At 67.7% G+C, this 26,751-nt stretch carries 23 protein-coding genes; 15 read left to right on the plus strand and 8 right to left on the minus strand.

All coding sequences use genetic code 11. The features are described from left to right. Positions 1-9: 9 nt before the first annotated feature. Both SFA35_RS12110 and SFA35_RS12115 read left to right on the plus strand, forming a co-directional pair. On the plus strand, positions 10-1,347 hold the full coding sequence (locus SFA35_RS12110) for a lysine N(6)-hydroxylase/L-ornithine N(5)-oxygenase family protein (RefSeq protein ID WP_320578641.1): 1,338 nt from the start codon (positions 10-12) through the stop codon (positions 1,345-1,347). 11 nt (positions 1,348-1,358) lie between these two features. Beyond that, positions 1,359-2,624 carry a lipase family protein gene (locus SFA35_RS12115; RefSeq protein ID WP_320578643.1) on the plus strand — a complete coding sequence of 422 codons (1,266 nt, stop codon included), beginning with the start codon at positions 1,359-1,361 and terminating at the stop codon, positions 2,622-2,624. 63 nt (positions 2,625-2,687) lie between these two features. Here SFA35_RS12115 and SFA35_RS12120 read toward each other — a convergent pair whose 3' ends face one another. From SFA35_RS12120 to SFA35_RS12135, 4 genes are all read right to left on the minus strand, one after another. Then, entirely contained in the window at positions 2,688-3,455 is a 768-nt protein-coding gene (locus tag SFA35_RS12120) for an ATP-binding cassette domain-containing protein (protein ID WP_320578646.1), read from the minus strand. 240 nt (positions 3,456-3,695) lie between these two features. Further along, positions 3,696-4,625 (minus strand): VOC family protein, encoded by a 930-nt coding sequence (locus SFA35_RS12125; protein ID WP_320578648.1) that lies wholly within the window; start codon positions 4,623-4,625, stop codon positions 3,696-3,698. Between the two features lie 49 nt (positions 4,626-4,674). After that, on the minus strand, positions 4,675-5,832 hold the full coding sequence (locus SFA35_RS12130; RefSeq protein ID WP_320578650.1) for an alpha/beta hydrolase family protein: 1,158 nt from the start codon (positions 5,830-5,832) through the stop codon (positions 4,675-4,677). A gap of 198 nt (positions 5,833-6,030) precedes the next feature. Further along, the gene (locus SFA35_RS12135) at positions 6,031-6,954 is read right to left on the minus strand and encodes a LysR family transcriptional regulator (RefSeq protein ID WP_320578652.1); all 924 of its coding nucleotides are present in this window, start codon (positions 6,952-6,954) and stop codon (positions 6,031-6,033) included. A gap of 144 nt (positions 6,955-7,098) precedes the next feature. Here SFA35_RS12135 and SFA35_RS12140 point away from each other — a divergent pair, with 144 nt between their 5' ends. From SFA35_RS12140 to SFA35_RS12200, 13 genes are all read left to right on the plus strand, one after another. Beyond that, entirely contained in the window at positions 7,099-8,223 is a 1,125-nt protein-coding gene (locus tag SFA35_RS12140; protein WP_320578654.1) for an FAD-dependent oxidoreductase, read from the plus strand. 1 nt (position 8,224) lies between these two features. Next, positions 8,225-8,602: a Rieske (2Fe-2S) protein gene (locus tag SFA35_RS12145; RefSeq protein ID WP_320578657.1), complete on the plus strand. Its 378-nt coding sequence runs from the start codon at positions 8,225-8,227 to the stop codon at positions 8,600-8,602. Between the two features lie 18 nt (positions 8,603-8,620). Continuing rightward, positions 8,621-10,018 carry an amidohydrolase family protein gene (locus SFA35_RS12150; protein ID WP_320578658.1) on the plus strand — a complete coding sequence of 466 codons (1,398 nt, stop codon included), beginning with the start codon at positions 8,621-8,623 and terminating at the stop codon, positions 10,016-10,018. A 10-nt stretch (positions 10,019-10,028) separates the two neighbouring features. Further along, positions 10,029-10,466 (plus strand): GlcG/HbpS family heme-binding protein, encoded by a 438-nt coding sequence (locus tag SFA35_RS12155; protein WP_320578660.1) that lies wholly within the window; start codon positions 10,029-10,031, stop codon positions 10,464-10,466. Between the two features lie 184 nt (positions 10,467-10,650). Further along, positions 10,651-12,336, plus strand: coding sequence for a DUF1302 domain-containing protein (locus SFA35_RS12160; protein WP_320578662.1), 1,686 nt, complete (start codon positions 10,651-10,653; stop codon positions 12,334-12,336). Between the two features lie 17 nt (positions 12,337-12,353). Next, positions 12,354-13,745 (plus strand): DUF1329 domain-containing protein, encoded by a 1,392-nt coding sequence (locus tag SFA35_RS12165; RefSeq protein ID WP_320578664.1) that lies wholly within the window; start codon positions 12,354-12,356, stop codon positions 13,743-13,745. A 1-nt stretch (position 13,746) separates the two neighbouring features. Then, the gene (locus SFA35_RS12170) at positions 13,747-14,793 is read left to right on the plus strand and encodes a WD40/YVTN/BNR-like repeat-containing protein (protein WP_320578666.1); all 1,047 of its coding nucleotides are present in this window, start codon (positions 13,747-13,749) and stop codon (positions 14,791-14,793) included. A gap of 4 nt (positions 14,794-14,797) precedes the next feature. After that, positions 14,798-17,278 (plus strand): efflux RND transporter permease subunit, encoded by a 2,481-nt coding sequence (locus SFA35_RS12175; protein WP_320578668.1) that lies wholly within the window; start codon positions 14,798-14,800, stop codon positions 17,276-17,278. Beyond that, entirely contained in the window at positions 17,268-18,461 is a 1,194-nt protein-coding gene (locus tag SFA35_RS12180) for an MFS transporter (RefSeq protein WP_320578669.1), read from the plus strand. The genes SFA35_RS12175 and SFA35_RS12180 overlap by 11 nt, the downstream gene beginning before the upstream one ends. 13 nt (positions 18,462-18,474) lie before the next feature. After that, a complete protein-coding gene (locus SFA35_RS12185; protein WP_320578672.1) occupies positions 18,475-19,038 on the plus strand; it encodes a cupin domain-containing protein in 564 nt (187 codons plus the stop codon). Then, positions 19,035-20,012, plus strand: a complete 978-nt coding sequence (locus SFA35_RS12190) for a fumarylacetoacetate hydrolase family protein (RefSeq protein ID WP_320578674.1) — start codon at positions 19,035-19,037, stop codon at positions 20,010-20,012. The genes SFA35_RS12185 and SFA35_RS12190 overlap by 4 nt, the downstream gene beginning before the upstream one ends. A 9-nt stretch (positions 20,013-20,021) precedes the next feature. Continuing rightward, positions 20,022-20,981 (plus strand): NAD-dependent epimerase/dehydratase family protein, encoded by a 960-nt coding sequence (locus tag SFA35_RS12195; protein ID WP_320578676.1) that lies wholly within the window; start codon positions 20,022-20,024, stop codon positions 20,979-20,981. Further along, positions 20,972-21,763 (plus strand): cyclase family protein, encoded by a 792-nt coding sequence (locus SFA35_RS12200; protein ID WP_414058517.1) that lies wholly within the window; start codon positions 20,972-20,974, stop codon positions 21,761-21,763. The genes SFA35_RS12195 and SFA35_RS12200 overlap by 10 nt, the downstream gene beginning before the upstream one ends. On the opposite strand, the gene SFA35_RS12205 is transcribed toward SFA35_RS12200, so the two are convergent. The 4 genes from SFA35_RS12205 to SFA35_RS12220 form a co-directional block, all read right to left on the minus strand. Next, positions 21,753-22,847, minus strand: coding sequence for a M14 family metallopeptidase (locus SFA35_RS12205; RefSeq protein WP_320578680.1), 1,095 nt, complete (start codon positions 22,845-22,847; stop codon positions 21,753-21,755). The two genes, SFA35_RS12200 and SFA35_RS12205, sit on opposite strands and share 11 nt — an antisense overlap. Before the next feature lie 99 nt (positions 22,848-22,946). After that, positions 22,947-24,233, minus strand: a complete 1,287-nt coding sequence (locus SFA35_RS12210; RefSeq protein WP_320578682.1) for an MFS transporter — start codon at positions 24,231-24,233, stop codon at positions 22,947-22,949. A gap of 110 nt (positions 24,234-24,343) precedes the next feature. Continuing rightward, positions 24,344-25,249 (minus strand): LysR family transcriptional regulator, encoded by a 906-nt coding sequence (locus tag SFA35_RS12215; RefSeq protein WP_320578684.1) that lies wholly within the window; start codon positions 25,247-25,249, stop codon positions 24,344-24,346. Positions 25,250-25,329: 80 nt separating this feature from the next. Then, positions 25,330-26,691, minus strand: a complete 1,362-nt coding sequence (locus tag SFA35_RS12220; protein ID WP_320578686.1) for a DUF1329 domain-containing protein — start codon at positions 26,689-26,691, stop codon at positions 25,330-25,332. Positions 26,692-26,751: the final 60 nt, after the last annotated feature.

Here is a 26,751-nt window from a genome sequence, read left to right on the forward strand (position 1 = left end):
GTGTGCGAGATGACACAACCGATGAGCGTCGCTTCGGCGGCATATGACCTGCTGGGCATCGGCTTCGGCCCGTCCAACCTGGCCTTGGCGATAGCCCTGGAAGAGTTCGGCCAGCAGCGTGGCCAGCCGCTGCGCTCATTGTTCATCGACCGCCAGGCCGACTACCGCTGGCACGGCAACACCCTGGTGGCGCAGAGCGAATTGCAGATTTCCTTCCTCAAGGACCTGGTGACCCTGCGCAACCCCACCAGCCCCTTCAGCTTCGTCAATTACCTGCAATCCCAAGGCCGCCTGGCCGACTTCATCAACCTGGGTACCTTCTATCCCTGCCGCATGGAGTACAACGACTACCTGCGCTGGGTGGCCGGGCATTTCAAAGAGCAGAGCCGCTACGGCGAGCAGGTGTTGCGCGTCGAGCCGGTGCTCAACGGCGGGCGACCGATCGAGCGCCTGCAGGTCATCTCGCGCGACGCCGAGGGCCGTGAACATGCACGCCAGACCCACGCGCTGGCCTTGAGCACGGGCGGCACGCCAAAGATCCCGGCGGTGTTCCAGGGCCTGCGTGACCACCCGCGGGTGTTCCACCATGCCCAATACCTGCAGAGCATGGCCGGCCTGCCGTGTGGCCAGGGCCAGGCGATGCGCATCGCCGTGGTCGGCGGCGGGCAGAGCGCCGCCGAGGCGTTCATCGACCTCAATGACAGCTACCCCTCGGCCCAGGTCGACCTGATCCTGCGCGCGGCGGTGCTCAAGCCGGCCGACGACAGCCCGTTCGTCAACGAGATTTTTTCGCCGGAGTACACCGACCTGGTGTTCAACCAGCCCGAGGCCGAGCGCGACCGGCTGATCAACGAGTACCACAACACCAACTATTCGGTGGTGGACCTGGACCTGATCGAACGCATCTACGGCATCTTCTACCGCCAGAAGGTCTCACGGCAGATGCGCCACGGCTTCCTGTGCCGCCGGCGCATCGAGGCCGCCCGCGCCGACAATGGCCAGATCGAGCTGCGCCTGAACGACAACGCCACCGGCGCCGTCGAGAGCCATCGCTACGACGCGGTGATCCTCGCCACCGGCTACGAGCGCTCCTCGCACAAGCAATTGCTCGAGCCCCTGAGCGAGTACCTCGGCGACTTCGTTGCCGGGCGCGATTACCGCCTGGCCGCCGACCCGCGGTTGCAGGCGCCGATCTTCCTCCAGGGTTTCTGCCAGGCCAGCCACGGTTTGAGTGATACCCTGTTGTCGGTGCTCCCGGCCCGCGCCGGCGAGATCGCCGAAGCCTTGTTCCAGTTGCCGCAGACCCGCCGCGCCAAGTCCCTCGCCGCCGTGGCCGTGGGCGTCTGATGGGAGCGTGCATGTCTGATCGAAGGTGTTTTCGCGGCGTCAGGTGGTCGCTGACCTGGCTGTTCTGCCTGCTGCCCGCCTGGGCTCAGGCGGCGCAGCCGGGCGAGGTGATCGACAGCCAGGTGTTGAAAACCTTCAGTGCGCAGGCCATGAACGCAGGCCTGGGTGACCAGCGCAGCTACATCGGTGCGGCGCGCTGCGATGTGCAACTGGTGGACCTGACCTACGCCACCCGCGGGGTGCATGGCGAGCCGGCGACGGCCTCGGCCATGCTGCTGTTGCCCGAGGGCGAACACTGCGCCGGGCCATACCCCTTGCTCGGCTGGGCACGCGGCACCGATACCCAGCGCAGTTCGGAGCAGGCCCAGGCACTGCTGGCCAGCGGCGACAGCGCCTTGCTGGCGTTCTTCGCCGCCCAGGGCTACGCCGTGGTGGCCACGGACTATCTGGGGCTGGGACGCTCGGATTATCGCTTTCATCCCTACCTGCACGCCGACTCCGAAGCCAGCGCGATCATCGATTCGATGCGCGCGGCCCGGCACCTGAGTGCAACCCTTGGCCATCCGTTGTCGGGCAAGGTGCTGCTGGCCGGTTATTCCCAGGGCGGGCATGCGGCGATGGCGGCGCAGCGGGCGATGGAGCGCGACGACGCCGGCGAATTCGACCTGGTCGCCAGCGCGCCGATGTCCGGGCCCTATGCCCTGTCGCAGACCTTCCGCGACAGCTGGTCCGGGACCACCGCGGCCGGCGCCAATGCCCTGGCACCGTACCTGCTGGCCTACGCGCTGGCGGGCATGCAGGGGGTGTACGGCGACATCTACCAGCACCCCGACCAGGTGTTCCGCCCGCCCTGGGCCGCGTTGCTGGACAGCGATTTCCCTGGCCCGGCCAATCTCTTCGACCTGCTCCATCGCCAGGCCTTGCCGGCGGTCACGCAGATCGAGCAACTGCGCCAACCGGCCTTCACCCGGGCGTTTATCGACGACCCGCAGAACCCGTTCCGCCAGGCCCTGGCGCGCAACGACCTGCTGGACTGGACGCCACGCACGCCGACCCTGCTGTGCGGTTCGCAACGCGACGGCGTGGTGGCCTACGCCAACAGCCAGGCCGCCGCAGCCGCATTCACCGCGCGGCATGCCCCGGTCAAGCTGCTGGATGTCAGCGCCCAGATCCCGGCCGACGTCGACGGCGTGCACGTGCACACCAGCGCGACCGCCTACCTGTGCCTGGGCGCGGTGCGCACGCAGCTGTTCGAACCGGCGCTGGGATTGCGCTGATTGCGAGCAGTGCGGGCGGGGCACAGGCCGGTTTGATCTTGGTAGGAAACCCCAGATCGCAGTCTAGAAATGAAAACTCAGCGGGCTGCCATCCACCGGATGCGGCAGTACGCCCATGGCGATGCCGTAGATGGCTTGCAGGGTAGGGCTGTCGATGATCTCGGCCGGGGCGCCCTGGGTCAGCAGGCGGCCGCTGTGCAGCGCCACCAGATGATCGCAATAACGGCCGGCCATGTTGATCTCGTGCAGCACCACGATCACCCCCAGCCCCAACTCATGACTGAGCTGGCGCACCAGCGCGAGCACCTCGACCTGGTGGGCGATGTCCAGTGCCGAAGTCGGCTCGTCGAGCAGCAGGTAGCGACTGTTCTGCGCCAGCAGCATGGCCAGCCAGACGCGCTGGCGCTCGCCGCCGGACAACTCGTCGACCCGCTGCCCGGCATAGCCGGACGTGGCGGTCAGCTCCAGGGCGCGATCGACCTGGGCGTGGTCCTCGCGGCCGAAGCGGCCAAAGGCCCCGTGCCAAGGATAGCGCCCCAGCCCCACCAGTTCGCGTACGGTCAGCTCGTCGGCCGGCGGCGGGTTCTGCGGCAGGTAGGCGACCTGGCGGGCAAAGTCCCGCGCACTCCAGCGCTGCAGCGGTACGCCGTCCAGGTGCAGCTGGCCGCTGCTGGGGGCGTGCTGGCGCGCCAGCAGCTTGATCAATGTCGACTTGCCCGACCCGTTGTGGCCGATCAGGCCGGTGATGCGCCCGTGCTGCAGTTGCAGGTCCAGGGGCTGCAGGAGCTGGCGTTCGGCAACGCTGAAGGTCACGGCTTGAAGGTCGAACATAGGCATCCGGATTGAGCGGGGGATGGGCGATCCTAATGCTTATGATTCTTATTGTCACCTCTCGGGGCGTTGCCCTCCCACAGGGCAGGCCTGCGCCCCTGTATCGGCGATCTTTACCTGACATTACACATCCTTGACAGTGAGGCCGGGCGCACGAGGCGGCATGGCCCGGTAGAGCGCGAGGGCAAATGCCAGGGGCCGGCACAGCGCCCCTGAGCCTTGCGGTCTGACGCCTGCGCCTTACTCCGGCTTGCCCCCCGGCATCCATTTCTCCCGGTGCTCAAACAGAAAATACTGCGAGGTATCGGCCGTCGACGGCGCCACTCGTGGCGCCCAGCTGTCGTCGTGCAGGTCCATGTCGGCGTCGTACTCCACGTGGCAGCCCAGCGGGCTGTTGAAGTACCAGAACCAGTTGGAACCCAGCTGGTGGCGGCCCGGGCCCCAGAACGACTCATAGCCCTTTTCGACGAAGCGGGTGCCGGCGAGCATCACTTCGGTCGGCCCGGCCATGTGGAAGGTGAAGTGCTCGATGCCCTTCATGAACGGCGGGGTCTGGATGAAGAACAGGGTGTGGTGGTCCAGGGTGCCGGCCGGGCGCAGGAACGGGCCGGTGCCGATGAAGCGGTCGGTGCAGACGAAGCCCAGTCGGGTGTAGAAGGCCTCGGCGCGGTCGGCGTCGGGGACGAAGTACACCACGTGGGACAGGCTGCGGGGCAGGGCCGCCATCTCGTGGCTGGCACCCAGGCTGTTGACCCGCCGTTGCACGCTGGAGCCCGGCGCGTTGCTGATTTCGCCGGGCAGCGCCAGTGGCCGGCGCTGGCTGATGCGAAAGCCCAGGGCAAAGCCCATGTCGTCGACGGCATGCAGCACGCCATCGTCACTGCGCGTGACCTCGCGGTCCTTGCGCAACTCGTCTTCGATGGCGCGCAGCGTGGCTTCGTCGGCCACGCCGTAGACGGTTTCGCGCAGGCTGCTGGCGGTGTCCATGGCGGCGGGCAGGTGGGCGTCGTCGCGGCGGCGGATCAGCACGCCGGTGCCATCCAGCGCTTCCAGGTAGCCGCCCTGGGCGCCAACGTCGAGCGGCTTGAGGCCGTAGTCGATCAGGTACTGCACGCAGGCGGCAACGTCGTCGACGCCGAATACCAGGTATTCCGGTCCGATAATGTTCATGTTGAGGTTCTCGTGGAAGGCGTTCGGGTGAAGGGGCTGTGAACGGCATTCAGGCCGTGCGGCCGCCCAGGGTTTCAGCGACCCAGTCGGCGATGTAGTGCCCGGCGTTGATGCTGTTGTCGAAGCTGGAGTGCTGCACGCCGCCCTCGCGCGCGGTGAAGATCTTCAGCTCGCGCTGCGGGCTGTTGACCAGCTGCTCGTAGGTGCGCTCGGCCCACTTGAGCGGAATCTGGCTGTCCTGCTCGCCGTGGGTCACCAGGAAGGGCACCTTGATGCGGTCGAGGATGCCGTCCAGATGCACCTGCTCGGCCAGGGTCATGAACCCCTCGATGTCCTTGGCGCCCCAGACCCAGCACACGTGCTTCCAGTAGTGCGGCACCGGCAGGTTGCCTTCGTTGGCCAGCCGGCGCTTCTGCACGTCGCGCCAGTCGTGGTTGGCGCCCCACACCACGCCGCAGGCGAAACGCGGCTCGAAAGCCACCGCGCGCGGGCAGTAGTAGCCACCCAGGGACACACCTTCCAGGCCGATGCGGCGCGGGTCGATGTCGTCACGCTGCTCCAGCCAGTCGACCACGGGGCTGGCCCAGTGCTCGCTGTCGTGGCGGGCGGTGAGGTTGTGCAGGCGCAGCGCCTCGCCGGTGCCCGGCTGGTCGATGACCAGCGACGCCACGCCGCGCCGCGCCAGCCAGGCCGGCAGGCCGACGCGGTATTTCATCTCCTTGGTGGAGTCCAGTCCGTTGACCTGGACCAGGATCGGCGCCCGACCCTGCACGCCTTCGGCGCGGGTGTAGAGGCCCGACAGCACGGTGCCCTCATAGGGGATTTCGACCCGCTCGCAGTTCTCGCCCGAGAGCCGCAGGCCGCGGGCGAAGGTGCCGAGAAAGCGCTGGTAGAGCGCCTCGCGTGCCGGGGCGCCGTGGGCCTGGAGGCGCTCGCAGGTGATGTAGTACGTGGCGGCGCGGTTGTATTTTTCGCCCGCCGAGAGCAAGCGGCCGCGTGCTTCGTCTTCCTCGGCCAGGCCGCAGAGCTTGTCGGCCATTTGCGACCAGGTTTCGCGAAAGGCCTGGGTGCCGGCGGCATCCGGATGGCGGGCGCTTTCCTGCAGAGGCGCGCACATCTCCTCGATTTCGCCGATGCGCGCGCCCATCTCGATGGCGAGGTCCACGGAGAGGTTCCAGACGTAATTGGTGGGGAAGTAGCGGAACATGATTGTTATTGTCCTTTTGACGATTGCGGGGCGCGGCACAGCCGGCACCCACCTGTGGGCCAGCAGGCCGCTCGGTGTGCCACGGGCCGAAACTCGCACGCCGGCCGCAGATCGACAAATTGCAAGTACCGATGCCAGCCATCGCGGTTCGCGATGGCTGGGCGGTGAGGCAGCGCGCTGATGGCGCTGCACGGGGCGTCAGGCCAGGGCGGGGTTGCTGAAGGTCTGCACGGTTTCCAGCAGCTTGGCGCGCAGCCAGATCAGCATCGCATCGCCATCCAGGCTGCGGTGCCAGGCCATGTATTCGCGCATCACCGGCAACTTCACCGGCGGCGCCAGCAGGCGCAGCGGCAGCAGTTGCGCGTAGAGCGCGGCCAGGCGGCTGTGCATCGTGGCAATGCGCTCGGTGCCGATCAGCAGGTGCGGGATGGTGTTGAAGTCGTGGGTGATCACCTCCAGCCGCCGCTGGCAGCCGTACTGGTGCATGAACCACTGTTCGATGGCAGGGGTGCGGCTGCGGCCGAAAGCAGCCGCCACATGCCCCAGCTGCAGGTAGTTCTCCAGGGTGAAGGGCTCGCTGACGCTGCTGTTGCCTTGCCACACCACGCACACGTGCTGCTCCTCGAACAACAGCTGCGAAGGATGCTCGGTGTTGATGTGCTGCTCAGGGGCGATCATCAGGTCGATCTCGCCGCGCATGAGCATCTCGACAGCGGTTTCCCCGGGGCTCATCAGTTCGAAGGTGACGTTCGCCGCTTCCGCGCCAATGCGGTGGATGACCTCGGCGAACAGCACGTTGATCAGGTAATCCGAGGCCATGATGCGAAAGTGGCGCTTGCTGGTCGCGACGTCGAACACCGGCTTGGCGGCGATCGAGGTCTGGATCTTGAGCAGCACTTCGCGCACCGGGATCTGCAGGTCCTTGCCCAGCAGGGTGGGGGTCATGCTGCGCCCGACCTGGACCAGCAATTCGTCTTCGAAGTAGGTGCGCAGCCGGCGCAGGATGCCGCTCAGGGCGGACTGGGTCATGTGCAGGCGCACGGCGGCGCGGGTGATGTTCTGCTCTTCGAGCAGCACATCGAGAGCCACCAGCAGGTTGAGATCCAGATGGTTGAAGCGCATGAGGTCGGGCTCTTTGTTGTATTTATTTTTGAAATACTTTCCATGGCAACTCCCGATTAGTCAACGCCAGCGTTCCTGCCTATTGTCGGCCCCAGCTGCAACCTGTGAACGACGGCAACGACAACAAAAACAAGGGAACGCCTCATGAGCGAAGTCAACAAGGTGCTGGTGGTGGGCGGTGGCATCGGCGGGTTGTGCGCCGCCATTGCCCTGCGACGCGAGGGTGTGGCGGTGGACCTGGTGGAGATCAAGTCCGACTGGACGGTGTACGGCGTCGGCATCATCCAGCAGAGCAATGTGGTGCGCGAAATGGCCCGCCTGGGCGTGCTCGACCGCTACCTGGATGCCGCCTACAGCTTCGAGGACGTAGGCATCTACGACCTCGAAGGCAACCCTTTGGCGCGCATCCCCGGCCAGCGCCTGGCCGGTCCGCAGTACCCGGCCAACGTCGGTATCTCGCGCCTGGCGCTGCACCAGGTGCTGAGCGGCAGCGCCATCGAACTGGGTGCGCAGATTCGCCTGGGGCTGACCGTCGAGAGCCTGGAGCAGGACGACGAGGGCGTCGACGTCCTGTTCAGCGATGCCAGCCGCGGGCGCTACGACCTGGTGGTGGGTGCCGACGGCGTCTATTCGAAGATCCGCAGCCTGCTGTTCGGCGACAAGTATCGGCCGCGCTTCACCGGCCAGGCGGTGTGGCGCTACAACTTCCCGCGCGACCCGTCCATCGACCACCTGGCCAGCTACATGGGGCCTGCCGGCAATGCCGGGCTGGTGCCGCTCTCCGACACGCTCATGTACATGTTCTCCACCTCCCACGAGCCGGACAACCCCTGGTACCCGCCCGAGCAGCTGGCGCCGTTGATGCGCCAACGCATCGCCAACATCGGCGGCCTGGTCGGCAGCCTGCGCGAGCAGATCACCGACAGCCGCCAGGTGGTCTACAAGCCCATGGAAGTGGTGTTCGTCGACGAGCCCTGGTTCAAGGGCCGGGTCCTGCTCATCGGCGACGCTGCCCACGCGACCACGCCGCACCTGGGGCAGGGCGCCGGCATGGCCATCGAAGACGCGCTGGTGCTGAGCATGGAGCTGGTGGCCGGCGGCAGCCTGGAACAGAAGCTCGGCCGTTTCATGCAGCGACGCTTCGAGCGCTGCAAGTTCATCAGCGAAAAGTCGGTGCTGGCGGGCGATCGGGAAATGGCCCGTGACGCCAGCTTCGATCGCATCGGCCTGACCCGGCAGATGCTGCACCTCACCGCCGAGCCCATTTGACGTGAGCCGCCAGCCGCGCCCGGGCGCGCTGTACCTGTGCCCCGCCGACAGCCTGGACGAGGGCCGCGCGCGCGGCTTCGACCCGTACGGCGAGGGCCGCGACACCGTACTGGTGGCGCGCTGGCAGGGCCGCCTGCACGCCTGGCTCAACCGCTGCCCGCACCTGGACGTCGCCATGCAATACCGCAAGGACCGCTTCATGTCTGGCGATGGCCAGCACATCGTCTGCTTCGCCCACGGGGCGCTGTTCCGGCCCGACTCCGGGCTCTGCGTGCTCGGCCCGTGCCTGGGCCAGTCGCTGCAGGGCCGCGAGCTGGTGATCGACGACGACAGCGCGGTGTGGCTGGTGAACGTCCCGCAAGCGGCCTGCACCCTATAACTGAGAGAGGATCGCGCCATGTCACGCACCCAATCCCTACAGACCCATGCCCCACGTATGCATGTCAACTGCAACACCCTGTTCACCGGCCTGGAGGACAGCACCCGGCAGGGCCAGCGCCTGGTGATCGAGAACGGCGTCTTCACCTACGTCGGCCCGCAGGCGAGCGCGCCGCTACCGGCCGCCGAGGATCAAGTGATCGACGCCAGCGCGCATTTCGTCATGCCAGGGCTGGTGGACGTGCACACCCACCTGGTGTTCGGCAACGCCAAGAGCGAGGAGGACATCGACCTGCACGTCTCGCCCGAGTTTCGTGCGCTGCGCGGGCTGTTCTTCACCCAGCACGTGCTGGCGGCCGGCTACACCTCGGTGGTAGTGCCCGGTGATGCCGGCCAATGCAGCATCTCGGTGCGCAACGCGATCAATGCCGGCTTGTTCACCGGGCCGCGCATCGCCGCCAGCAGCAACGTCATTGCCAACCGCCAGAGCCTCAACGACTGGTTTCCCAGCTGGGTCGGCACGCCGGAGTATTTCAGCGGCCGGCTGTGCGCGACCCGCGACGAGCAGCTCGCGGAAATCCGCCGCCAGGCCAAGGACGGCGTCGACCTGATGAAGATTGCCATGGACGGCCCGCACTTTCGGCCCAACGGCGAGCACATCGCCGCCTTCACCGAAGACGAAACCCGCTTCATGGTCGACGAGATTCACCGCCTGGGCAAAAAGGTCGCGGTGCACGCCTATGGCCGCGAAGCGGTGTTCTACGCCGCCAAGGCCGGGGTCGACGTGATCTTCCACGGTTTTTTCATGGACGACGCCTGCATCGAGGCCATCCTGCAGTCGGGCAGCCACGTGGCGCCGACCCTGACCATGCTGGCCAACAACACCGAGTTCGCCGAACCCTACGAAGCCTCGACCAAGTCCGGCTATGCCGCCATGCAGCGACGGGTGATCGACGCCGGCTGCCGCAACCTGCGCCGGGCCTTCGAGGCCGGCGTGCCGTTCATGACCGGCAGCGACAGCGGCTTTGCCATCACCCCTTATGGCGAATGGCACGCCCGCGAGATCGAGATTCTGGTCGACTGGCTCGGCCTGACTCCCGCCCAGGCCCTGCGCGCGGCCACCTCGGTGTCGGCGAAGATGATGCCCGGCCCGCAGCCGGTCGGGGCCCTGGAAGTGGGCCGGCGGGCCGACTTCATCTTTGTCGACGGCTCGCCGCTGGACAACGTCGGGATCCTGCAGGAGCGCTCGCGCCTGGCCGGGGTGTACCTGGGCGGGCGGCGCATCGAGGCCCAGGTGCCGGGCTACGACCCCAACCGGGTCAGCGATTTCAACACGGTGAAGTGGTCGGAGCTGCACACCCGCCAGCGCGCCATCGACCTGGGCAAGCGCGCGCCATCTGCCCTGAAACCCCATTGAGGAGCCTGCCATGACTCGATTGACCCTGGCCGTGGCCGACCGCATGGTCGACGCGGCGCTGCTCGAAGGTACGCGCCTGCAATTGCAGCCGCTGTGCGTTGCAGTGCTCGACGCCGGCGGCCACCTGCTGGCGCTCAAGCGCGACGAGCGCGCCAGCCTGCTGCGCCCGCAGATCGCCAATGGCAAGGCCAGCTCGGTGCTGGGCATGGGCCTGGGCGGCCGCGAGCTGGCGCGCCGCGCCGAACGCATGCCGGCGTTTTTCAACGCCTTGAGCGACCTGGCCGCCGGCAACATGGTGCCAGTGGCCGGCGGCGTGTTGATACGCGCCGAGCACGGTGAGGTGCTGGGCGCCATCGGCATCAGCGGCGACACCTCGGACAACGACGAGCGCTGCGCCCTGGCCGCCGTAGAGGCGTGCGGCCTGCTCGGCGACGGCGGCGGCAGCTGACCGCGCAGCCATCGCCCCGGGACGTTGCCGGCCGCACAGGTATCGAGCTTTGCAATACATCGCATCTCAAGAGTCGATTAGTCAAAGCCCCCTGAGCAGCTGAATCTGTAGCCGGCAGCGCCTGATGGCACCAGGCACGCAAAGACCTCAGTCCTACCGATAAAAACAAGAAGAGGGATAGTTGATGGCCACTCGCAAAGAAGCGACCGGATTGCCGCGCCCGCAGTTTCACCCCCAGCCACTGGTCTGGGCCCTGGCCGCACTGTGCGGCAGCGCGCCGCTGGCCCAGGCGTTCGATTTCGACACCGGCAACCCCGACCTGCGCACGCGCTGGGACAACACCGTCAAATACAGCTCCGCCTGGCGCACCAGGAGCCAGTCCGGGCAGCTGACCGAGGGCAGCAGCGCGCTCAACGTCGACGACGGCGACCGCAACTTCGACAAGGGCCTGATCTCCAGCCGCCTGGACCTGCTCTCCGAATTCGACATCAGCTACAAGGACTTCGGCGCGCGCCTGAGCGGCGCGGCCTGGTACGACGATGTCTACAACCAGAAGAACGACAACGACTCGCCGGCCACCGTCAACAGCTACTCGGTGAAATACGACCATTTCACCGATGATACCCGCAAGCTCCATGGCCGCCAGGGCGAACTGCTCGACGCTTTCGTCTACGGCAAGGGCGAGCTCGGCGACGTACCGGTGTCCGGGCGCATCGGCCAGTACGCCATGCAGTGGGGCGAGAGCCTGTTCTACGGCGCCAACGGCATCGCCGGCGGCATGGCGCCGATCGACGTGGTCAAAGCGGTGTCGGTGCCCAACACCCAGTTCAAGGAGCTGATCCGGCCGGTCAAGCAACTGTCCGGGCAGCTGCAGCTGACGCCTGATGTCTCGGTGGGTGCCTACTACCAGCTGGAGTGGGAGGCCAACCGGTTGCCCGGCGCCGGCAGCTATTTTTCCTCCTTCGACGCCATCGGCGACGGCAGCGAGCGGCTGTTCATCGGCTCGCCGCTGTTCCCCGGAGCCCAGCCGCTGGCGTTCTACCACGGCCAGGACAAGGACGCCAAGGACACCGGCCAGGGCGGCCTGCAGGTCAAATGGCGTACCGAGGATTACGACTTCGGCCTGTACGCCATCCGCTTCCACGACAAGAGCCCGCAGCTGGTCACCACCTCCGATTTCGCTCACCTCAATGCCTTGACCGGGTATGCCGGCGAATACAGCTGGGTCTACCCGCAAGGCATCACGGCGCTGGGGGCGAGCTTCTCGACCACGGTGGAGAGCTTCAACATCGCCGGTGAATTGTCGACTCGCTGGGACCAGCCCCTGGCCTCGACCAACCAGCGCACGCTGGTGGCGGGCGAGGGCCTGTCCAACGATGCCGACGACGCGGTGTACGCCACCGGCCGCACGCTGCACGCCAACCTCTCGTGGCTGGCGACCTTGAGCCCGAACGTTTTTGCCCGCGAGACCAGCTTTCTCGGCGAGTTCGCCTGGAACCGCACCCTGAGCGTGACCCACAACCCCTCGGCCGTGGACCCCAATGCCGACCGCGATGCCTGGAGCTTTCGCACCGTCTACGAACCCATGTACCGCCAGGCGTTCTCCGGCATGGACATCAGCGTGCCGCTGGGCCTGAGCTTCACCCATGGCGCCTCCGAAGCGCTGGGCACGGCGTTCGGCAGCAATCGCGGCGGCGACATGAACATCGGCGTCAAGGGCAACTACCTCAATACCTGGAACCTGGGCCTGACCTACACCCATTACTACGGGCCTGCCAGCACCTTTCTCGATGCCAGCAACAACTACAGCTTCGAACAATCGCTCAAGGACCGGGATTTCGTGGCCTTCAGCGTCAGCCGAACCTTTTGAACCGGGGACCCACTGCCATGAACGCGCCTGAATACCTGAGCTTTCGCCTGCCTCTGACCATCCTCGGCACCGCACTGACCGCGGCCCTGTTGCTGGCCCCGCTGTTGACCACGGAGTCTGCGCTGGCGGCCGACGCCGCCGACCTCAAGACCACGCTCACGCCCATGGGCGCCGAGCGCGCCGGCAATGCCGACGGCAGCATCCCGGCCTGGACCGGCGGCCTGACCAAGGCTGACCCTGCTTTCAAGGATGGCGGCAAGCGCGGTGATCCGTTCGCCGCCGAGAAGCCGCTGTTCAGCATCACCGCGAAGAACCTCGGCCAGTACGCCGACAAGGTTACGCCGGGCATCCAGGCGATGCTGAAAAAGTACCCCGACACCTACCGCCTGGACGTCTACCCGACCCATCGCACCGCAGCGGCGCCCGCTTCGGTGTACGACGCCACCTTCGCCAATGCCAGCCGCACCCGCCTGGTCGACAGCTCCGCAGGGCCGATTCCCCAGGGGGGCGAGGGCGGCGTGCCCTTTCCGCTGGCCAAGGACGGCACCCAGGCCATCTGGAACCACCTGATGCGCTGGCGCGGGGCCTCGTGGCATGCCGACTTCACCCAATACCTGACCACCAGCGACGGCAAGCATGTGCTGACCAACGATTCGCGCGCCGACTACCAGATGCCCTGGTACCTCGCCGACAGCTCGAACAAGAGCGATGGCACCTTCTGGAGCACCCGCATGATCAACGACGGTCCGCCCCTGCGTGCTGGCGAGGCGATCACCGGCCGCGAGAACGTCAACGCCGAAAACACCGGGGTGTGGACCTACCTGCCAGGCCAGCGCCGCGTGCGCCGCTTGCCCAATGCCTGCTGCGACACGCCGACCCCGGCCACTGCTGGTGTCATGAGCTTCGATGAGCTCTACGTGTTCAACGGCCGGGTCGACCGTTTCGACTGGAAGCTGGTGGGCAAGAAGGAAATGTACATTCCCTACAACGCCAACAAGGTCTTCACCGCCGCCAGCCCCACGGACCTGCTCGGCGAGCATCACCTGAACCCCGATGTGCTGCGCTGGGAGCTGCACCGCGTATGGGTGGTGGAGGCGACCCTGAAGGCCGGCAAGCGCCATGTCATGCCACGCAGCACCTATTACCTGGATGAAGACACCTGGGCCGCCGTGCTCGGCGAGCGCTACGACGCGCAGAACCAGCTGGCCAAGGTGCTCTGGACCACCCCGGTGGTGCTGCCCGATTTGCCCGGCGTGGTGACCGTCACCAACGGCTTCTACGATCTGCTCTCCGGCACCTGGTTCACCGGCGACATCTTCGCCGGCAAGAACGAGCAGTACCGGGTCATGCAGGCCTACAAGGACTCGGTGTTCACCCCCGATGCCCTGGCCGGCGAAGGGGTACGCTGACATGGGGCGCAGCGCATGGCTGGCCTTGTGTTTGACGCTGTCGAGCGCGCCGCTGCTGGCCGCGCCCGCCGCGGACGTGCTGGCCCAGCCCGCGGTGCAGTCGCCCCAGGCCCTGCACGCGGTGTTGCAGGCGATTGCCCGCAGCGGCGAGCGCCTGGTGGCCGTCGGCGAGCGCGGTAGCGTGCTGCTGTCCGACGACAATGGCGCCAGCTGGCGCCAGGTGGCGGTGCCGGTGAGCAGCACCCTGACCGCCGTGCAGTTCGTCGACGGCCAGGGCTGGGCCGTCGGCCACGCCGGCGCGGTGCTGCACAGCCGCGACAACGGCGAGCATTGGCAGCTGCAACTGGACGGCCGACGCATGGCCGCACTGGAGCTGGCGGCCGCCCAGGCGGGGCAGGACGAGCGTCGCCTGGCCGCTGCCCGCCAGGCGGTCAGCGATGGCGCCGACAAGCCGTTGCTGGCCTTGAGTTTCAGCAGTGCGAATCGGGGCCTGGTGGTGGGTGCCTATGGCCTGGCCATGGCCACCGAGGACGGCGGCGCCCACTGGCAGTCCCTCGCCGGGAGGCTGCCCAACCCCCAGGGCCTGCACCTGTACGCCGTGGTGCAGGAGGGCGCGCGGGTCTATATCGCCGGCGAGCAGGGCCTGTTCCTGCGTTCGCTGGACGCCGGCGAGCACTTCGAGGCCGTGAGCACCGGCTATGAGGGCAGCTATTTCAGCCTCGCCCTGGCCGCCGACGGCAGCCTGGTGCTAGGCGGCTTGCGTGGCAAGTTGCTGCGCTCCACCGACCAGGGCCAGCGCTTCAGCATGCTGGACAACCCCGTGCCGGTCTCGATCAACGCCCTGCAGCCCTCGGCTGCCGGCCTGTGGGTGGTCAACCAGGCGGGCGGGCTGCTGCAGGCGTCCGCCGACCTGGCGCACCTGACGCCCATGGCCCTGCCGCCCGGGCCGCCGCTGACGGCGGTGATCCAGGCAGCGGACGGCGCCCTGGTGGGCGTCGGTTTCGCCGGACCGGTGCGCCTGCGCACGCCCATCAACGCTGCGGAGTAACGCTATGCATGTCGAACGTGAACCCGGTGCCGTGCCCGTCAGTGGCCGGCTGGCCGATTTCGATCAGCGCTCAGGCTCGCTGCTCGAGCGCGCGCTGTTCAACCATCGGCGCACCGTGCTGCTGCTGTGCCTGCTGATGACCCTGCTGATGGGGTGGCAGGCCACGCGCCTGCAGCTCAATGCCAGCTTCGAGAAGATGATCCCCACCGGGCACCCCTTCATCGCCAACTACCTGGCTCATCGCCAGGAGCTGTCCGGGCTCGGCAATGCCCTGCGCATTGCCGTGATCAACACCCACGGCAGCATTTACGACGCCCATTACCTGCAGACGCTGCAGCGCCTCAACGATGCGGTCTATCTGCTGCCGGGTGTCGACCGCGCCTACATGCGCTCGCTATGGACCCCGGCCACCCGCTGGGTGGGCGTGACCGAAGACGGCCTGGAAGGCGGCCCGGTGATCCCCGACGGCTACGACGGCCAGGCCGCCAGCCTCGAGGCGCTGCGGCGCAACATCGAGCGCTCCAACGAGATCGGTCAGCTGGTGGCCTTCGATCAGCAATCGAGCATCCTCTATGTGCCGTTGCTGGCGACCACGCCGGACGGCCAGCCGCTGGACTACAGCGCACTGTCCAGCCAGCTGGAAGCCTTGCGCAGCCAGTACCAGGACCCGGCCATCGAGATCCGCATCACCGGCTTTGCCAAGGTCATCGGCGACCTGATCCAGGGCCTGCGGCAGATTCTGCTGTTCTTCGCCGCCGCCATCGCCATCACCGCCATCGTGCTGTACGGCTACACCCGCTGCCTGCGCAGCACCCTGCTGGTGATGAGCTGTTCGCTGGTGGCGGTGGTCTGGCAGCTGGGCCTGCTGCCGCTGCTGGGGTTCGAGCTGGACCCCTATTCGGTGCTGGTGCCGTTCCTGATCTTCGCCATCGGCATGAGCCACGGCGCGCAGAAAATGAACGGCATCATGCAGGACATCGGCCGTGGCACGCACCGCCTGGTGGCAGCACGCTTGACCTTCCGCCGGCTGTTCCTCGCCGGGCTGACCGCCTTGCTCTGTGACGCGGTGGGCTTTGCCGTGCTGATGATGATCAAGATCCAGGTCATCCAGGACCTCGCGCTGATCGCCAGCATCGGCGTGGCGGTGCTGATCTTCACCAACCTGATCCTGCTGCCGGTGCTGCTGTCCTACCTGGGGGTCAGCCCGCAGGCGGCCCGGCGCAGCCTGCGCGGCGAGCAGGCCGAGGCGGCGGGGCAGGCGCGGCACCCGGCCTGGCGCTTTCTCGACCTGTTCACCCAGCCACGCTGGGCGGCACTGTGCGTGGCGATGGCCGGGCTGCTGGCGGTGGGCGGCTACCTGGTCAGCCAGCACCTCAAGGTCGGCGACCTCGACGCCGGGGCGCCGGAGCTGCGCGCCGACTCGCGCTACAACCAGGACAACGCCTACCTGACCCGGCACTATGGCGCCAGCAGCGACGTGTTCGCGGTGATGGTCAAGACGCCGCCCGGCACCTGCTCCAACTACGCGACACTGCAGCGCGTGGACAACCTTGACTGGCAGCTGCGCAGCCTGCCCGGGGTCGATTCGACCAACTCCCTGGCGCTGCTCAACCGCCGGGTGCTGGTGGGGCTGTCCGAAGGCAACCCCAAGTGGTACGAGCTGCTGAACAATCAGGCGACCCTCAACATGGTCACCGCCGGCGCGCCGCGTGGCCTGTACAACGAGGACTGCAGCCTGCTGACGCTGTATGCCTACCTCACCGACCACAAGGCCGACACCCTGGAGCGGGTGGTCGCCAACGTGCAGGCGTTCGCCCGCGACAACGACAGCGAGCAGGCGCAGTTTCTCCTCGCCGCCGGCAGCTCGGGCATCGAGGCGGCGACCAATATCGTGGTCAAGCAGGCCAGCCATGAAATGCTCTGGTGGGTCTACGGCGCGGTCTGCCTGCTGTGCCTGGTGACCTTTCGTAGCTGGCGCGCGGTGCTCTGCGCAGTGCTGCCGCTGATGCTCACCTCGATGCTGTGCGAGGCGCTGATGGTCGCGCTCGGCATCGGCGTCAAGGTCGCGACCCTGCCGGTGATCGCCCTGGGCGTGGGCATCGGCGTGGACTATGCCTTGTATGTGATGAGCATCGTGCTGGCCGAAATGCGCCGTGGCTCGAGCCTGTCCCAGGCCTACTACCGCGCCCTGCAATTCACCGGCAAGGTGGTGATGCTGACCGGCATCACCCTGGCCATCGGCGTCGGCACCTGGGTGTTTTCGCCCATCAAGTTCCAGGCGGACATGGGCATCCTGCTGGCCTTCATGTTCATCTGGAACATGGTCGGCGCCCTGATGCTGCTGCCGGCACTGGCGTATTTCCTCCTGCCTGGGCAGCGGCCCGTGGCCCAGGCGCCGGTGCCGGTCGCGTCAGTGGCGCAACCGCCGCAGCACGCAGCGGTGTTCAAGCGGCGTGCCGCGTTGGAGGTGCGTCATGGTCTCTGAACACGCCCAGGCGGGCGGGCGCCAGTCGGCGTTGCTGTTGCTCGGCAGTTGCCTGCCGGTGCTCGGCGCGGTGCTGTTGGCGCCGGTGCTGCCGCGCATGCAGGCGCACTTCGCCGACAGCCCCGGGGCCAGCGTGCTGGTGCCGGTGGCGCTGACCCTGCCGGCCCTGGTGATCGCGCTCCTGGCGCCTCTGGCCGGGTGGATCGCCGATCGCATCGGGCGCAAGCCGTTGCTGCTGCTGGCGATGCTGGTATACGCCCTGTGCGGGACCCTGCCGCTGTGGCTCGATTCGCTGCCTGCCATCGTCCTCAGCCGTGCCGGGATCGGCGTGGCGGAAGCGGCGATCATGACCTGCTGCACCACGCTGATGGGCGACTACTACAGCGGCGCACGGCGCGAACGGCTGTTCGCCCTGCAGATGGTCGTCACCTCGCTCTCGGCCGCACTGTTCATGGCCGTCGGCGGCCTGCTGGGCGAGAGCAGCTGGCGCACGCCTTTCGGGTTGTATGCCCTGGGGCTGCTGTTCCTGCCCTTGATGGCGCGCTGGCTCTGGGAGCCATCGGTACGCCAGGCGGCCCGGCCGCAGCCAGCCGCCATGCCCTGGCGCCGGCTGCTGGCGCTGCTGGGCCTGGCGCTGCTGGCCGGCTTGAGCCTGTTCATCGTGCCGGTGCAGGCCGGCTACCTGCTCGACCTGCTGGGGGTCGATGGGCCGCAGCAGATCGGCATGACCATGGGCGGCAACCAGCTGGGCGTAGTGCTCGGTGCCTTGAGCTTTCGCTGGATCGGCCGCGCGCGGCCAGGTTGGCTCTTGCTGCTGGCGTTCGCCCTGGCCGGCAGCGGCGGCCTGCTGATGGCCGGCGCCGCCAGCCATGCCGGGGTGTCCCTGGCGGTGTTCATCAACGGCCTGGGCATTGGCCTGATGTTGCCGACGCTGATCACGCGAATCATGGCGCTGGTGGATTTCAGCCAGCGCGGGCGCGCCAGCGGCCTGTTCACGGCGGCGATTTTCGCCGGCGAGTTCGCCAGCCCGCTGGTCGTACTGAGCCTCACCGCAGGCGTCAGCTCGGCCTTGCCCACCGCCCTGGCGCTGATCGGTGCACTGCAATGGCTGGTGGCCCTGGGCTGCCTGCGCCTGCCCAACCTCGTCGTCGGCCCTGGCACCCGCCTGGGCGACGGTCACTGACAAGGACTCTTTCATGCATTCACTGCCTGGCTTCAAACGCGTCGTCACCGGCCACTCGGCCCAGGGCCGCAGCCTGATCGTACACCGCGCCGCGGCGCCCAATACCTTCGCCTTGCAGGCGGTACCGGGCACGCTGTTTCACGAAATCTGGAACACCGATGCCAGCCCGGCGCCGATCGACAACGGCGCGGACCCCACCGCCCGTGCCCTGTGCCTGAGCCCGGCGGCGCTGGGCAGCCTAATTCGTGTGGTGGACATTCCGCCCGACAGCGTGCAGAACCACATCAGCGCCGAAGACGCTGCGGCTGCCTTCGCCGAGATCGGCCAGGCCCAGGCCGGCACCGGCCATGCCGATTCCCGGCACAAGCTGATGCACCGCACCGAGACCGTCGACTACGGCATCGTCACCGAGGGCGAGGTGTGGCTGGTGCTGGACGATGACGAGGTGCAGCTGGGCCGCGGCGACATCGTCGTGCAGCGCGGCACCAACCACGCCTGGAGCAACCGCACCGAGCAGATGGCGCGCATGGTCTTCATCCTCCTCGACGGCCGCTTCGCCGCGCAGGTGCAGCCATGAAGCTGGCGACGCTGCGCGACGGCAGCCGCGACGGTCAACTGCTAGTGGTCTCGCGCGACCTCGCTCGCGCGCTGCCGGCGCCCATCACCACCCTGCAGGCGGCCCTGGACGACTGGCCGCAGGCCGAGCCCCGCTTGCGCGAATGCTTCGACGCCCTGCAGGCCGGCACGGCCGCCGGCAGCTTTGCCTTCGACCCGCAGCAGGCCATGGCGCCGCTGCCTCGGGCCTATCAGTGGTGCGACGGCTCGGCCTTTCTCAACCACGGCACGCTGATGCAGCGGGCCTTCAACCTGGCGCCCATCGAAGGGGTCGAGCACACCCCGTTGATGTATCAAGGCGCGGGCGATGATTTTCTCGGACCCTGCGAGGACATCCGCCTGCCCAGCGCCGCCCAGGGCATCGATTTCGAGGGCGAGTTCGCCGTGGTGGTCGACGACGTGCCGCTGGGCTGTTCGGCGCAGCAGGCCCTGGGGCACATCAAGCTGCTGGTGCAGGTCAACGACGTCAGCCTGCGCGCACTGGCGCCGCGGGAAATGCGCACCGGCTTCGGCTTTCTCCAGGCCAAGCCCTCGTCGGCCTTCGCCCCGGTGGCGGTGACCCCGGACGAACTCGGGCCGGCCTGGCGCGACGGGCGCGTGCACCTGGCTTTGCATATCCAGCGCAACGGCCAGTGGTTCGGCCACCCCGACGGTGGTGAGATGAATTTCGGCTTTGGCGAGCTGATCGCTCACGCCGCGCTGACCCGGCGCCTGGGGGCCGGCACCCTGGTGGGCTCGGGCACGGTGTCCAATGCCCAGCGCAGCGCCGGTTCGGCCTGCATCGCCGAGCGCCGCGCCATCGAGACCCTCGACCACGGCGCGCCGCGCACCGAGTTCCTGCAGTTCGGCGAGCGGCTGCGCATGGAAGTGTTCGGCGCCGACCGGCAATCGCTGTTCGGCGCCATCGATCAACGCGTGGTGCAGGCCAATGGCTAAGGGGCGCCCATGCGAGTATTGATCACCGGCGCCAACGGCTTCGTCGGCCGCCAGCTGGTCCAGCAGCTGCTGGAGCAGGGGCAGTTGCGCGACCGCCCGATCACGGCGCTGCTGTTGCTGGACACCCGCTTCGACGAGCTGCCCGCAGACCCGCGCCTGCGCCTGCATGTCGGCAGTCTCGGCGAGCCTGCACTGCTGCGCCGGGTGCTGGCCGACGGCATCGACGTGGTGTTTCATCTGGTCAGCGTGCCGGGTGGCCAGGCGGAGCAGGATTACCCGCTGGGCTACCAGGTCAACCTGATCGCCAGCCTGGAGCTGCTCGACCAACTGCGCCAGCAGGCGCGCCCGCCGGTGCTCGTCTATGCCAGCAGCGTGGCGGTGTACGGCGCCGACCTGCCGCTGCGCATGAACGAGGCCGCGCCGCCCCGACCCCAACTGTCCTACGGCGCGCACAAGCTGATGGTCGAGACGCTGCTCTGCGACCTGGCCCGGCGCGCGGACGTCGACGGCCGCGCCCTGCGCCTGCCCGGCATCGTCGCCCGACCGCGCCAGGCCAATGGCCTGCGCTCGGCGTTCATGAGCGACCTGCTGCATGCCTATGCCGCTGGCCAGTCCTACACCTGCCCGGTGGATGAGCAGGCCACCGCCTGGTGGATGTCGGCGCGCTGCTGCGTCAATAACCTGATCCATGCCGCCGAGTTGCGCGGGCTGGCGGCCGACACCGAGCGGGTCTGGCAGCTGCCGGTGCTGCAGCTGTCCATGGCGCAGGTCCTCGACGCGCTGGCCAACCGCTTCGGTGACGCGGCGCGGGCGGCGATCGGATTTGCCCCCGACGCGCAGCTGCAAACCCTGTTCGCCAGCCTGCCGCCCCTGCGCACCCCGCGCGCCCGCGCCCAAGGTTTCTGCCATGACGGCAGCGCCGCGAACCTGGTGCGCAATGCCCTCGAACCTGTAAGGAGATGCCTGTGACTTCAAGCCAACGTCGCCTGGTCGACCTCTCGGTGACCCTCGACAATAACCCCTACACCGATCCGCCGCCGCTGCTGCCGCGCATCGACTACATGGACCACCAACAGGGCTGGCCGGAAATGGCCGCCATGTTCCCCGGCCTGGCGCTGGCGCAGATGCCGGGGCAGGAGGCCTGGGCAGCCGAGCGCCTGCAGATCACCACCCACAGCGGCACCCACATGGACGCACCCTGGCATTACGCATCCACCACCGACGGCGGCCAGCCGGCCTGGGGCATCGACGAGATGCCGCTGGAGTGGTGCCTGCAGGCCGGGGTCAAACTCGACTTCCGCCAGTTGCCTGACGGTCACGTGGTCAGCGCGCAAGAGGTCGAGGCCGAGTTGCAGCGCATCGGCCACGCGTTGCAGCCGCTGGACATCGTGCTGGTCAACACCCGCGCCGGCGCCTTGTTCGGCCAGCCCGGCTATCTGGAGGCGGGGGTCGGCATGGGCCGCGAGGCCACCCTGTACCTGCTCGAGCGCGGGGTGCGGGTGGTCGGCACCGATGCCTGGAGCTGGGACGCACCCTTCAAGTACACCCGCGAGCGCTTCGCGCAAAGCGGCGATGCCTCGCTCATCTGGGAAGGGCACAAGGCTGGCCGCGACATCGGTTACGGGCAGATGGAAAAGCTCGCCAACCTGGAGCAACTGCCCGCCCACGGTTTTCAGGTGTCGTGCTTCCCGTACAAGATCAAGCGCGCCTCGGCGGGGTTCGTGCGCGCGGTGGCGATTTTCATGGAGTGAGGTCCGCGTGGCTCAGCCCCTTCAGGGTCTGCCAGCAAACCTCGCGCGACTGTTGCAGCACCTGGCGCTGCCACGGCTCGGTTTGCACATAGAACGCCCGGCGGATCTGCTGCTTGATCTGCGCGTGCTGTTGCGCGCCGGTGCGTGGATGGCGCTGCAGCCATTGCTCGGCGCGCAGGGCCTGGAGCACTTCGGGGCCGGGCAGGGTGCCATATTCCAGGGTCAGGCCGTTGTATTGCGCCTGGGGGCATTCCTCCATCACCGCCAGGTCCAGGGTGCCGCGCAGGTGCGCCGAAGTGGAGCTGCCGTCGAAGCTGTTGGTCACCTGCGGGCCCCACCAGGCCTTGGCCCGGGCCAGGTCCTCGGCGCTGCCGGCGCCCTTGTAGATGCGCTCGCCGACGCCCTGGGAGCCGAGGCCCGTGTGCACATCGATCCAGCCGATGCGCTGGCACTGCCGGGCATGCTCGCGCAGCACCTGGCGCAGCTGCCGGTTGCTCCAGGTGGGCTCAGTGCCGCTGAAGAACAGGCCGTCCGGGTGGCTCTGCTGGCCGCTGGAAATGGCCGATTGCAGGGTTTTGCGGCCCTTGCGCGCGGCGAACCAGAGCAGCTGCAGCAGGTTCCAGCGCGACGGTGGCCACTGCTCCGGCAGCAGCAGGTCGGCGATCGCGGCGTAGCCGGGGTTGGCGATGGGGGGCTGGCTGAAGTCGAGAAAGTTGCGGTTCAGGTCGACGTTTTCGTGGGTGACCCGGCGCAGCCAGGAAAAGCCATAGGGGTTGAGTGCGTGCAGGTAGAGCACGGCCAGGTCTGGCCGGGCACTGCTGGCGGCCCAGTCGTCGCTGGCGAGCAGGTCCAGCTGCACCGCCGAGCCGCAGAAACCCTCGATGCCGTGGCAGCCGCTGCTGACCACCAGCAGGTTGCGCGCCGTCGCCGGGCCGACTCGGCACACGTCCAGCGCCAGGGCTTCGCCGTCACGGCCGGGCAGGGGATGCAGGTGCGATTGCACGGGGTAGCCGCGTTGCCCGCAGGCGTCGAGAAACTGCTGTCGCGCCTGGGCGTAGCTGTCGCTGAAAACGGAAAGGTTCATAGCTGTCCTGAAGGTCGTGGGCGGCAGGCGCGCGCACAGCCGCCCCGCAGGGCCGCGCGCCATGAATAAAGGAAAAGGAGTGGAGCGCCAGGGCGAAGGTCAGCGGCTCCAGCGGGCCTGCAGCTGTTGCCGGGTGCTGCCCGGGGTGATCAGGTACAGCCCGAGGACGGCGCCGATCAGCGCCGTCAGGCCGATGCCCTGCAGCGCCACTTCAAAGCCTCGGGCAATGTCGTCGTGCCAGAAGGTGATCAGGCGCCCGACGGCCCAGGGTGCGAGCACGCCGGCCAGGGTCATGCAGCCGACATGGATGGCCAGCATCGCGCCGCGCTGGCGCAACGGGGCGATGTGCGAGGTGATGGTCATGCCAAAGGCGAACACGCCGTTGAGCAGGACGCTGCCCAGCACGTAGCAGGTCAGTTTCGGCAGCAGGCCCGCAGCGCCGGCCACCGCCAGCCCGCACAGGGCCAGGCCACCGAGCATGCAGCAGGCCATCGGCGGCAGCACCAGGCTGCGCTGCAGGTTGTGGCCACGCTTGAGCAGGCGCTGGGACAGGGCCGACAGCAGCAGGTTGACCAGGATGATGCAGGAGGTAGCGCCCAGCAGCACGTAGCCGGCCTGCATCGCGCTCAGCCCCAGGCCTTTTTGCAGGTACACCGCCGACCAGCTGAACGACAGCGCGTTGGGCAGGTAGGCGACGAAGCACATCAGCGAGATCCAGACAAAGGTGCGGTTGAGCAGCAGGTGGCGGTACGGCACATGGCCGACGCCGCCGCTGTCGGCGAGGCTTGCGCCCTCGCGGCCTTCGGCGCCCCAGCGCCACCAGGCGAGCATCCACACCAGGCTCAGGGCCGCCAGCAGCAGGTAGGCGGTGCGCCAGCCGAAATGGCTGATGCTCAAGGGCAGGGCGATGGCGCCGAGCAATCCGCCGAGCATGATCGACACCTGGATCAGCGAGGCCGGCAGCACCTGGCGGTCGGCACCGTACCATTTGAAGCTGGCGTGCTGGGTGACGGCGGTGCCCGGGCCGCAGGCGGCGCCCAGCAGCAGGCGGCTGGCAGTCAGCGCGCCCAGGCCGCTGGCGCAGACCACCAGCAATTGCGCGCTGGTCCACAGCAGCGCCATCAGGCCGAGGATCCTGCGCGTGGCAAGGCGGTTGGCGAGAAAACCGACCAGTGTGCCGGACAGCGAATAGAGAAAGAAGAACGCGCTGCCGACAAAGCCGAACTGCTCGGCGCTCAGGTGCAGCTCGTCGATGATCTGCGTGCCGGCGAAGGCGAAGATGGTCTTGTCCAGCACACTGATGACCATCACGGCCATCAGCAGGGCGATCACCAGGCGGCGGCGCCCGGCGGGCGCGGCGGCCGGCGGTGGAGCGGGATGACTCATGGGGTGTCCTTGTGCGTCTGGCTGAAGTGGAGCCAGCATGCCGCACCCCCGGGCGCCTGGATAATCACCTCTGCACATGCTTATCAGGGCTGGTTATCAAGGCGGCCCGGTCAGGCGGTGACCGCGTGGGGGCTCTTGTAGATGTACACCAGTTCGTCGGCCAGGGCCTTGGCCTCGCGGGTCATCAGCTCCTGGTCGCGGCACACCAGGGAGATGTTCATCGGCGGCACGCGCTCGCCGATGTCGAGCACGTGCAGGCCATCCATGAAGTTCTGCGTGCGCTCGAGAATGCGCTGCGACCAGTAGCTGACGGCGTCGCTGGTGGTCGCCAGCTCCGAGAACAGCACCACCGAGGCGCACTCGATGACGTTGTCCGGCGGGGCGATGCCATGCTCTTCGAACATGATGCCGACCTTGGACTGCTCCAGCGAATCCTGCAGCAGCCAGTCGAGCTGGCCCAGCTGCGCCAGCGAGGTGGCGCCGGCCATGGGGTGGCCCTTGCGCACCGCCAGCACGCCGGGCTGCTCGAACAGTTCGACCCAGTGAAAGCCGTCGGTGCTGCGGGTGGCGGGCAACGAGGTGAGGGCCATGTCCAGCAGCCCCTCGCGCAAGCCCTCCATGAGTTTGGAGGGGCGCAGCTCGTGGATCTGGATGTGCACCTTTGGGTAACGCTTGCGGTAACGGTTCAGGCTGGTGACGAACTGCGGGCCTGGGGTCACCGGGGACACGCCGATGGACAACTTGCCGTCCATGACGCCTTTGAGGGTTTCGATTTCTTCACGGGCGCGGCGCACTTCCTCGAGAATCAGCCGGGCCCGGCGAACCAGGCGTTCGCCGTATTCGGTGGCGGTGATGCCGCGGTTGGAGCGCAGCAGCAGCGGCACGCCAAGCTCGGCCTCCAGTTCCTTGATGCCCTTGGACAGGGCCGGCTGGGAGATGTGCAGCAGCCGCGACGCCTCCTGGATGCTGCCGCTCTCGCAGATGGAGAGCAAGGCCCGCAGTTGATGCAGCTTCATGAGAACTCACTGGACTTCAGGGATGTTCTTGAATTCAAAGCAAAAAGCGGGCCTTTCTTGACGCAGGGCGGGCGCGGCCGTCAGCGAATCCCGGTGACCCGCAACGCCGACGGGGTGAAGTCGTTGCCGCTCATGGGCAGGTTGAAGTGGTAGGCGTTCTTTTCTTCGTTGTGCAGCGAGTTGACCGCGTAGCGCCCGGACAGCAGGTCGTAGTGCACCTCGGCGGCAAAGGAGGGCACCTTAACGTCGTAGAAGAAATTGGCGTGGCCTTCGGCGACTCGCCACAGGGTGCCGCGTCCGTCATAGGCCTCGGTCTCGGCGCCTTGCCAGCTGTCTTCGTCGATGTAGATGTCGCGCCGCGAGTAGATGTGCCGCTCGCCGGGCTTGAGGGTGGCGGTCAGGTGCCAGACGCGGTGCAGCTCGTAGCGGGTCAGGTCCTGGTTGATATGGCCGGGCTTGACGATGTCGCTGTACTTGTAGGCGGGCGACTCCAGGCGGTAGCTGTTGTAGGGGATGTACAGCTCCTGCTTGCCCACCAGTTTCCAGTCGAAGCGGTCGGGCGCGCCGTTGAACAGATCGAAGTCGTCGTAGGTGCGCAGGCCTTCGGCCGCCGGGCTGTCGTAGGCGATCTGGGGCGCGCGACGCACGCGGCGCTGGCCGGCGTTGTAGAGCCAGGCCTCGCGGGGCTCCTTGATCTGGTCGACGGTTTCATGCACCAGCAGCACGCCGCCGGCCATGCGCGCCGGCGAGAGGAACTCCTCGCGGTACAGGCTGAGGATGTTGCTCATGGCCTTGGGGTCGTAGTCGCTGAGGCCGGTCGGGTAGGCCAGTTCCTGTTTGAGCACGTTGGGCGTGAAGTCGCCGTTGGCCTGGGGCGAAGCCTGCATCACGATGCGCTTGAGGGTGTCGCCGCGGTAGCGGCCGATCAGGTTCCAGATGACTTCCAGGCCATCCTTGGGGATCGGGAAAGGCACGGCGCCGGGGTGGTACTGGGCCAGGCCGTTGCCGCCGGCGATCAGCTGGGTGTCGGTGGCGTTCAGGCGCGTGGCCGCCAGGCTCTTGTCCGGCAGGCCGACGGTGCGGTGGCTGGGATAGACCGGGATGCGGTAGCTGTCGGGGTAGCGGGCGAACAGCGCCAGCTGGCCGGCGGTCAGCTTGTCCTTGTACTGCGCGGCGGTGCTGGCGGTGATGACGAACAGCGGCTTTTCGCTGGCGAAGGGGTCGGCCAGAAAGCCGTTTTCATCGGCCTTGCCGGCGTTGGTCGGCAGGCCGCCGGTCCAGGCCGGGATGCTGCCGTCGGCGTTGCCGGCCTTCTGCGCGCCGACCGGGGTCAGGTCGGCGCCCAGGCGCGCGGCCTGGTCGGCGGGCACCGCCGCCTGGGCCTGGCTGGCCAGCAGGCACAGGGTGAGGCTGGCCAGTGTCAGGGTGTGTGGATGTTTCATGGTGGACCTCTGTCAGGGTCGAGCGGGTTGTGCTCGAGCGGGTTCTTGTGGATCGCCGGC

Source organism: Pseudomonas sp. HR96, assembly GCF_034059295.1.
Lineage (GTDB): Bacteria > Pseudomonadota > Gammaproteobacteria > Pseudomonadales > Pseudomonadaceae > Aquipseudomonas.

What these genes read in the sequence shown, in the direction of transcription:
- SFA35_RS12110 (WP_320578641.1), top strand. Translation starts at nt 10, where the DNA reads ATGACACAACCGATGAGCGTCGCTTCGGCGGCATATGACCTGCTGGGC.
- SFA35_RS12115 (WP_320578643.1), top strand. Translation starts at nt 1,359, where the DNA reads ATGTCTGATCGAAGGTGTTTTCGCGGCGTCAGGTGGTCGCTGACCTGG.
- SFA35_RS12120 (WP_320578646.1), bottom strand. Translation starts at nt 3,455, where the DNA reads ATGTTCGACCTTCAAGCCGTGACCTTCAGCGTTGCCGAACGCCAGCTC.
- SFA35_RS12125 (WP_320578648.1), bottom strand. Translation starts at nt 4,625, where the DNA reads ATGAACATTATCGGACCGGAATACCTGGTATTCGGCGTCGACGACGTT.
- SFA35_RS12130 (WP_320578650.1), bottom strand. Translation starts at nt 5,832, where the DNA reads ATGTTCCGCTACTTCCCCACCAATTACGTCTGGAACCTCTCCGTGGAC.
- SFA35_RS12135 (WP_320578652.1), bottom strand. Translation starts at nt 6,954, where the DNA reads ATGCGCTTCAACCATCTGGATCTCAACCTGCTGGTGGCTCTCGATGTG.
- SFA35_RS12140 (WP_320578654.1), top strand. Translation starts at nt 7,099, where the DNA reads ATGAGCGAAGTCAACAAGGTGCTGGTGGTGGGCGGTGGCATCGGCGGG.
- SFA35_RS12150 (WP_320578658.1), top strand. Translation starts at nt 8,621, where the DNA reads ATGTCACGCACCCAATCCCTACAGACCCATGCCCCACGTATGCATGTC.
- SFA35_RS12155 (WP_320578660.1), top strand. Translation starts at nt 10,029, where the DNA reads ATGACTCGATTGACCCTGGCCGTGGCCGACCGCATGGTCGACGCGGCG.
- SFA35_RS12160 (WP_320578662.1), top strand. Translation starts at nt 10,651, where the DNA reads ATGGCCACTCGCAAAGAAGCGACCGGATTGCCGCGCCCGCAGTTTCAC.
- SFA35_RS12165 (WP_320578664.1), top strand. Translation starts at nt 12,354, where the DNA reads ATGAACGCGCCTGAATACCTGAGCTTTCGCCTGCCTCTGACCATCCTC.
- SFA35_RS12170 (WP_320578666.1), top strand. Translation starts at nt 13,747, where the DNA reads ATGGGGCGCAGCGCATGGCTGGCCTTGTGTTTGACGCTGTCGAGCGCG.
- SFA35_RS12175 (WP_320578668.1), top strand. Translation starts at nt 14,798, where the DNA reads ATGCATGTCGAACGTGAACCCGGTGCCGTGCCCGTCAGTGGCCGGCTG.
- SFA35_RS12180 (WP_320578669.1), top strand. Translation starts at nt 17,268, where the DNA reads ATGGTCTCTGAACACGCCCAGGCGGGCGGGCGCCAGTCGGCGTTGCTG.
- SFA35_RS12185 (WP_320578672.1), top strand. Translation starts at nt 18,475, where the DNA reads ATGCATTCACTGCCTGGCTTCAAACGCGTCGTCACCGGCCACTCGGCC.
- SFA35_RS12190 (WP_320578674.1), top strand. Translation starts at nt 19,035, where the DNA reads ATGAAGCTGGCGACGCTGCGCGACGGCAGCCGCGACGGTCAACTGCTA.
- SFA35_RS12195 (WP_320578676.1), top strand. Translation starts at nt 20,022, where the DNA reads ATGCGAGTATTGATCACCGGCGCCAACGGCTTCGTCGGCCGCCAGCTG.
- SFA35_RS12200 (WP_414058517.1), top strand. Translation starts at nt 20,972, where the DNA reads ATGCCTGTGACTTCAAGCCAACGTCGCCTGGTCGACCTCTCGGTGACC.
- SFA35_RS12205 (WP_320578680.1), bottom strand. Translation starts at nt 22,847, where the DNA reads ATGAACCTTTCCGTTTTCAGCGACAGCTACGCCCAGGCGCGACAGCAG.
- SFA35_RS12210 (WP_320578682.1), bottom strand. Translation starts at nt 24,233, where the DNA reads ATGAGTCATCCCGCTCCACCGCCGGCCGCCGCGCCCGCCGGGCGCCGC.
- SFA35_RS12215 (WP_320578684.1), bottom strand. Translation starts at nt 25,249, where the DNA reads ATGAAGCTGCATCAACTGCGGGCCTTGCTCTCCATCTGCGAGAGCGGC.
- SFA35_RS12220 (WP_320578686.1), bottom strand. Translation starts at nt 26,691, where the DNA reads ATGAAACATCCACACACCCTGACACTGGCCAGCCTCACCCTGTGCCTG.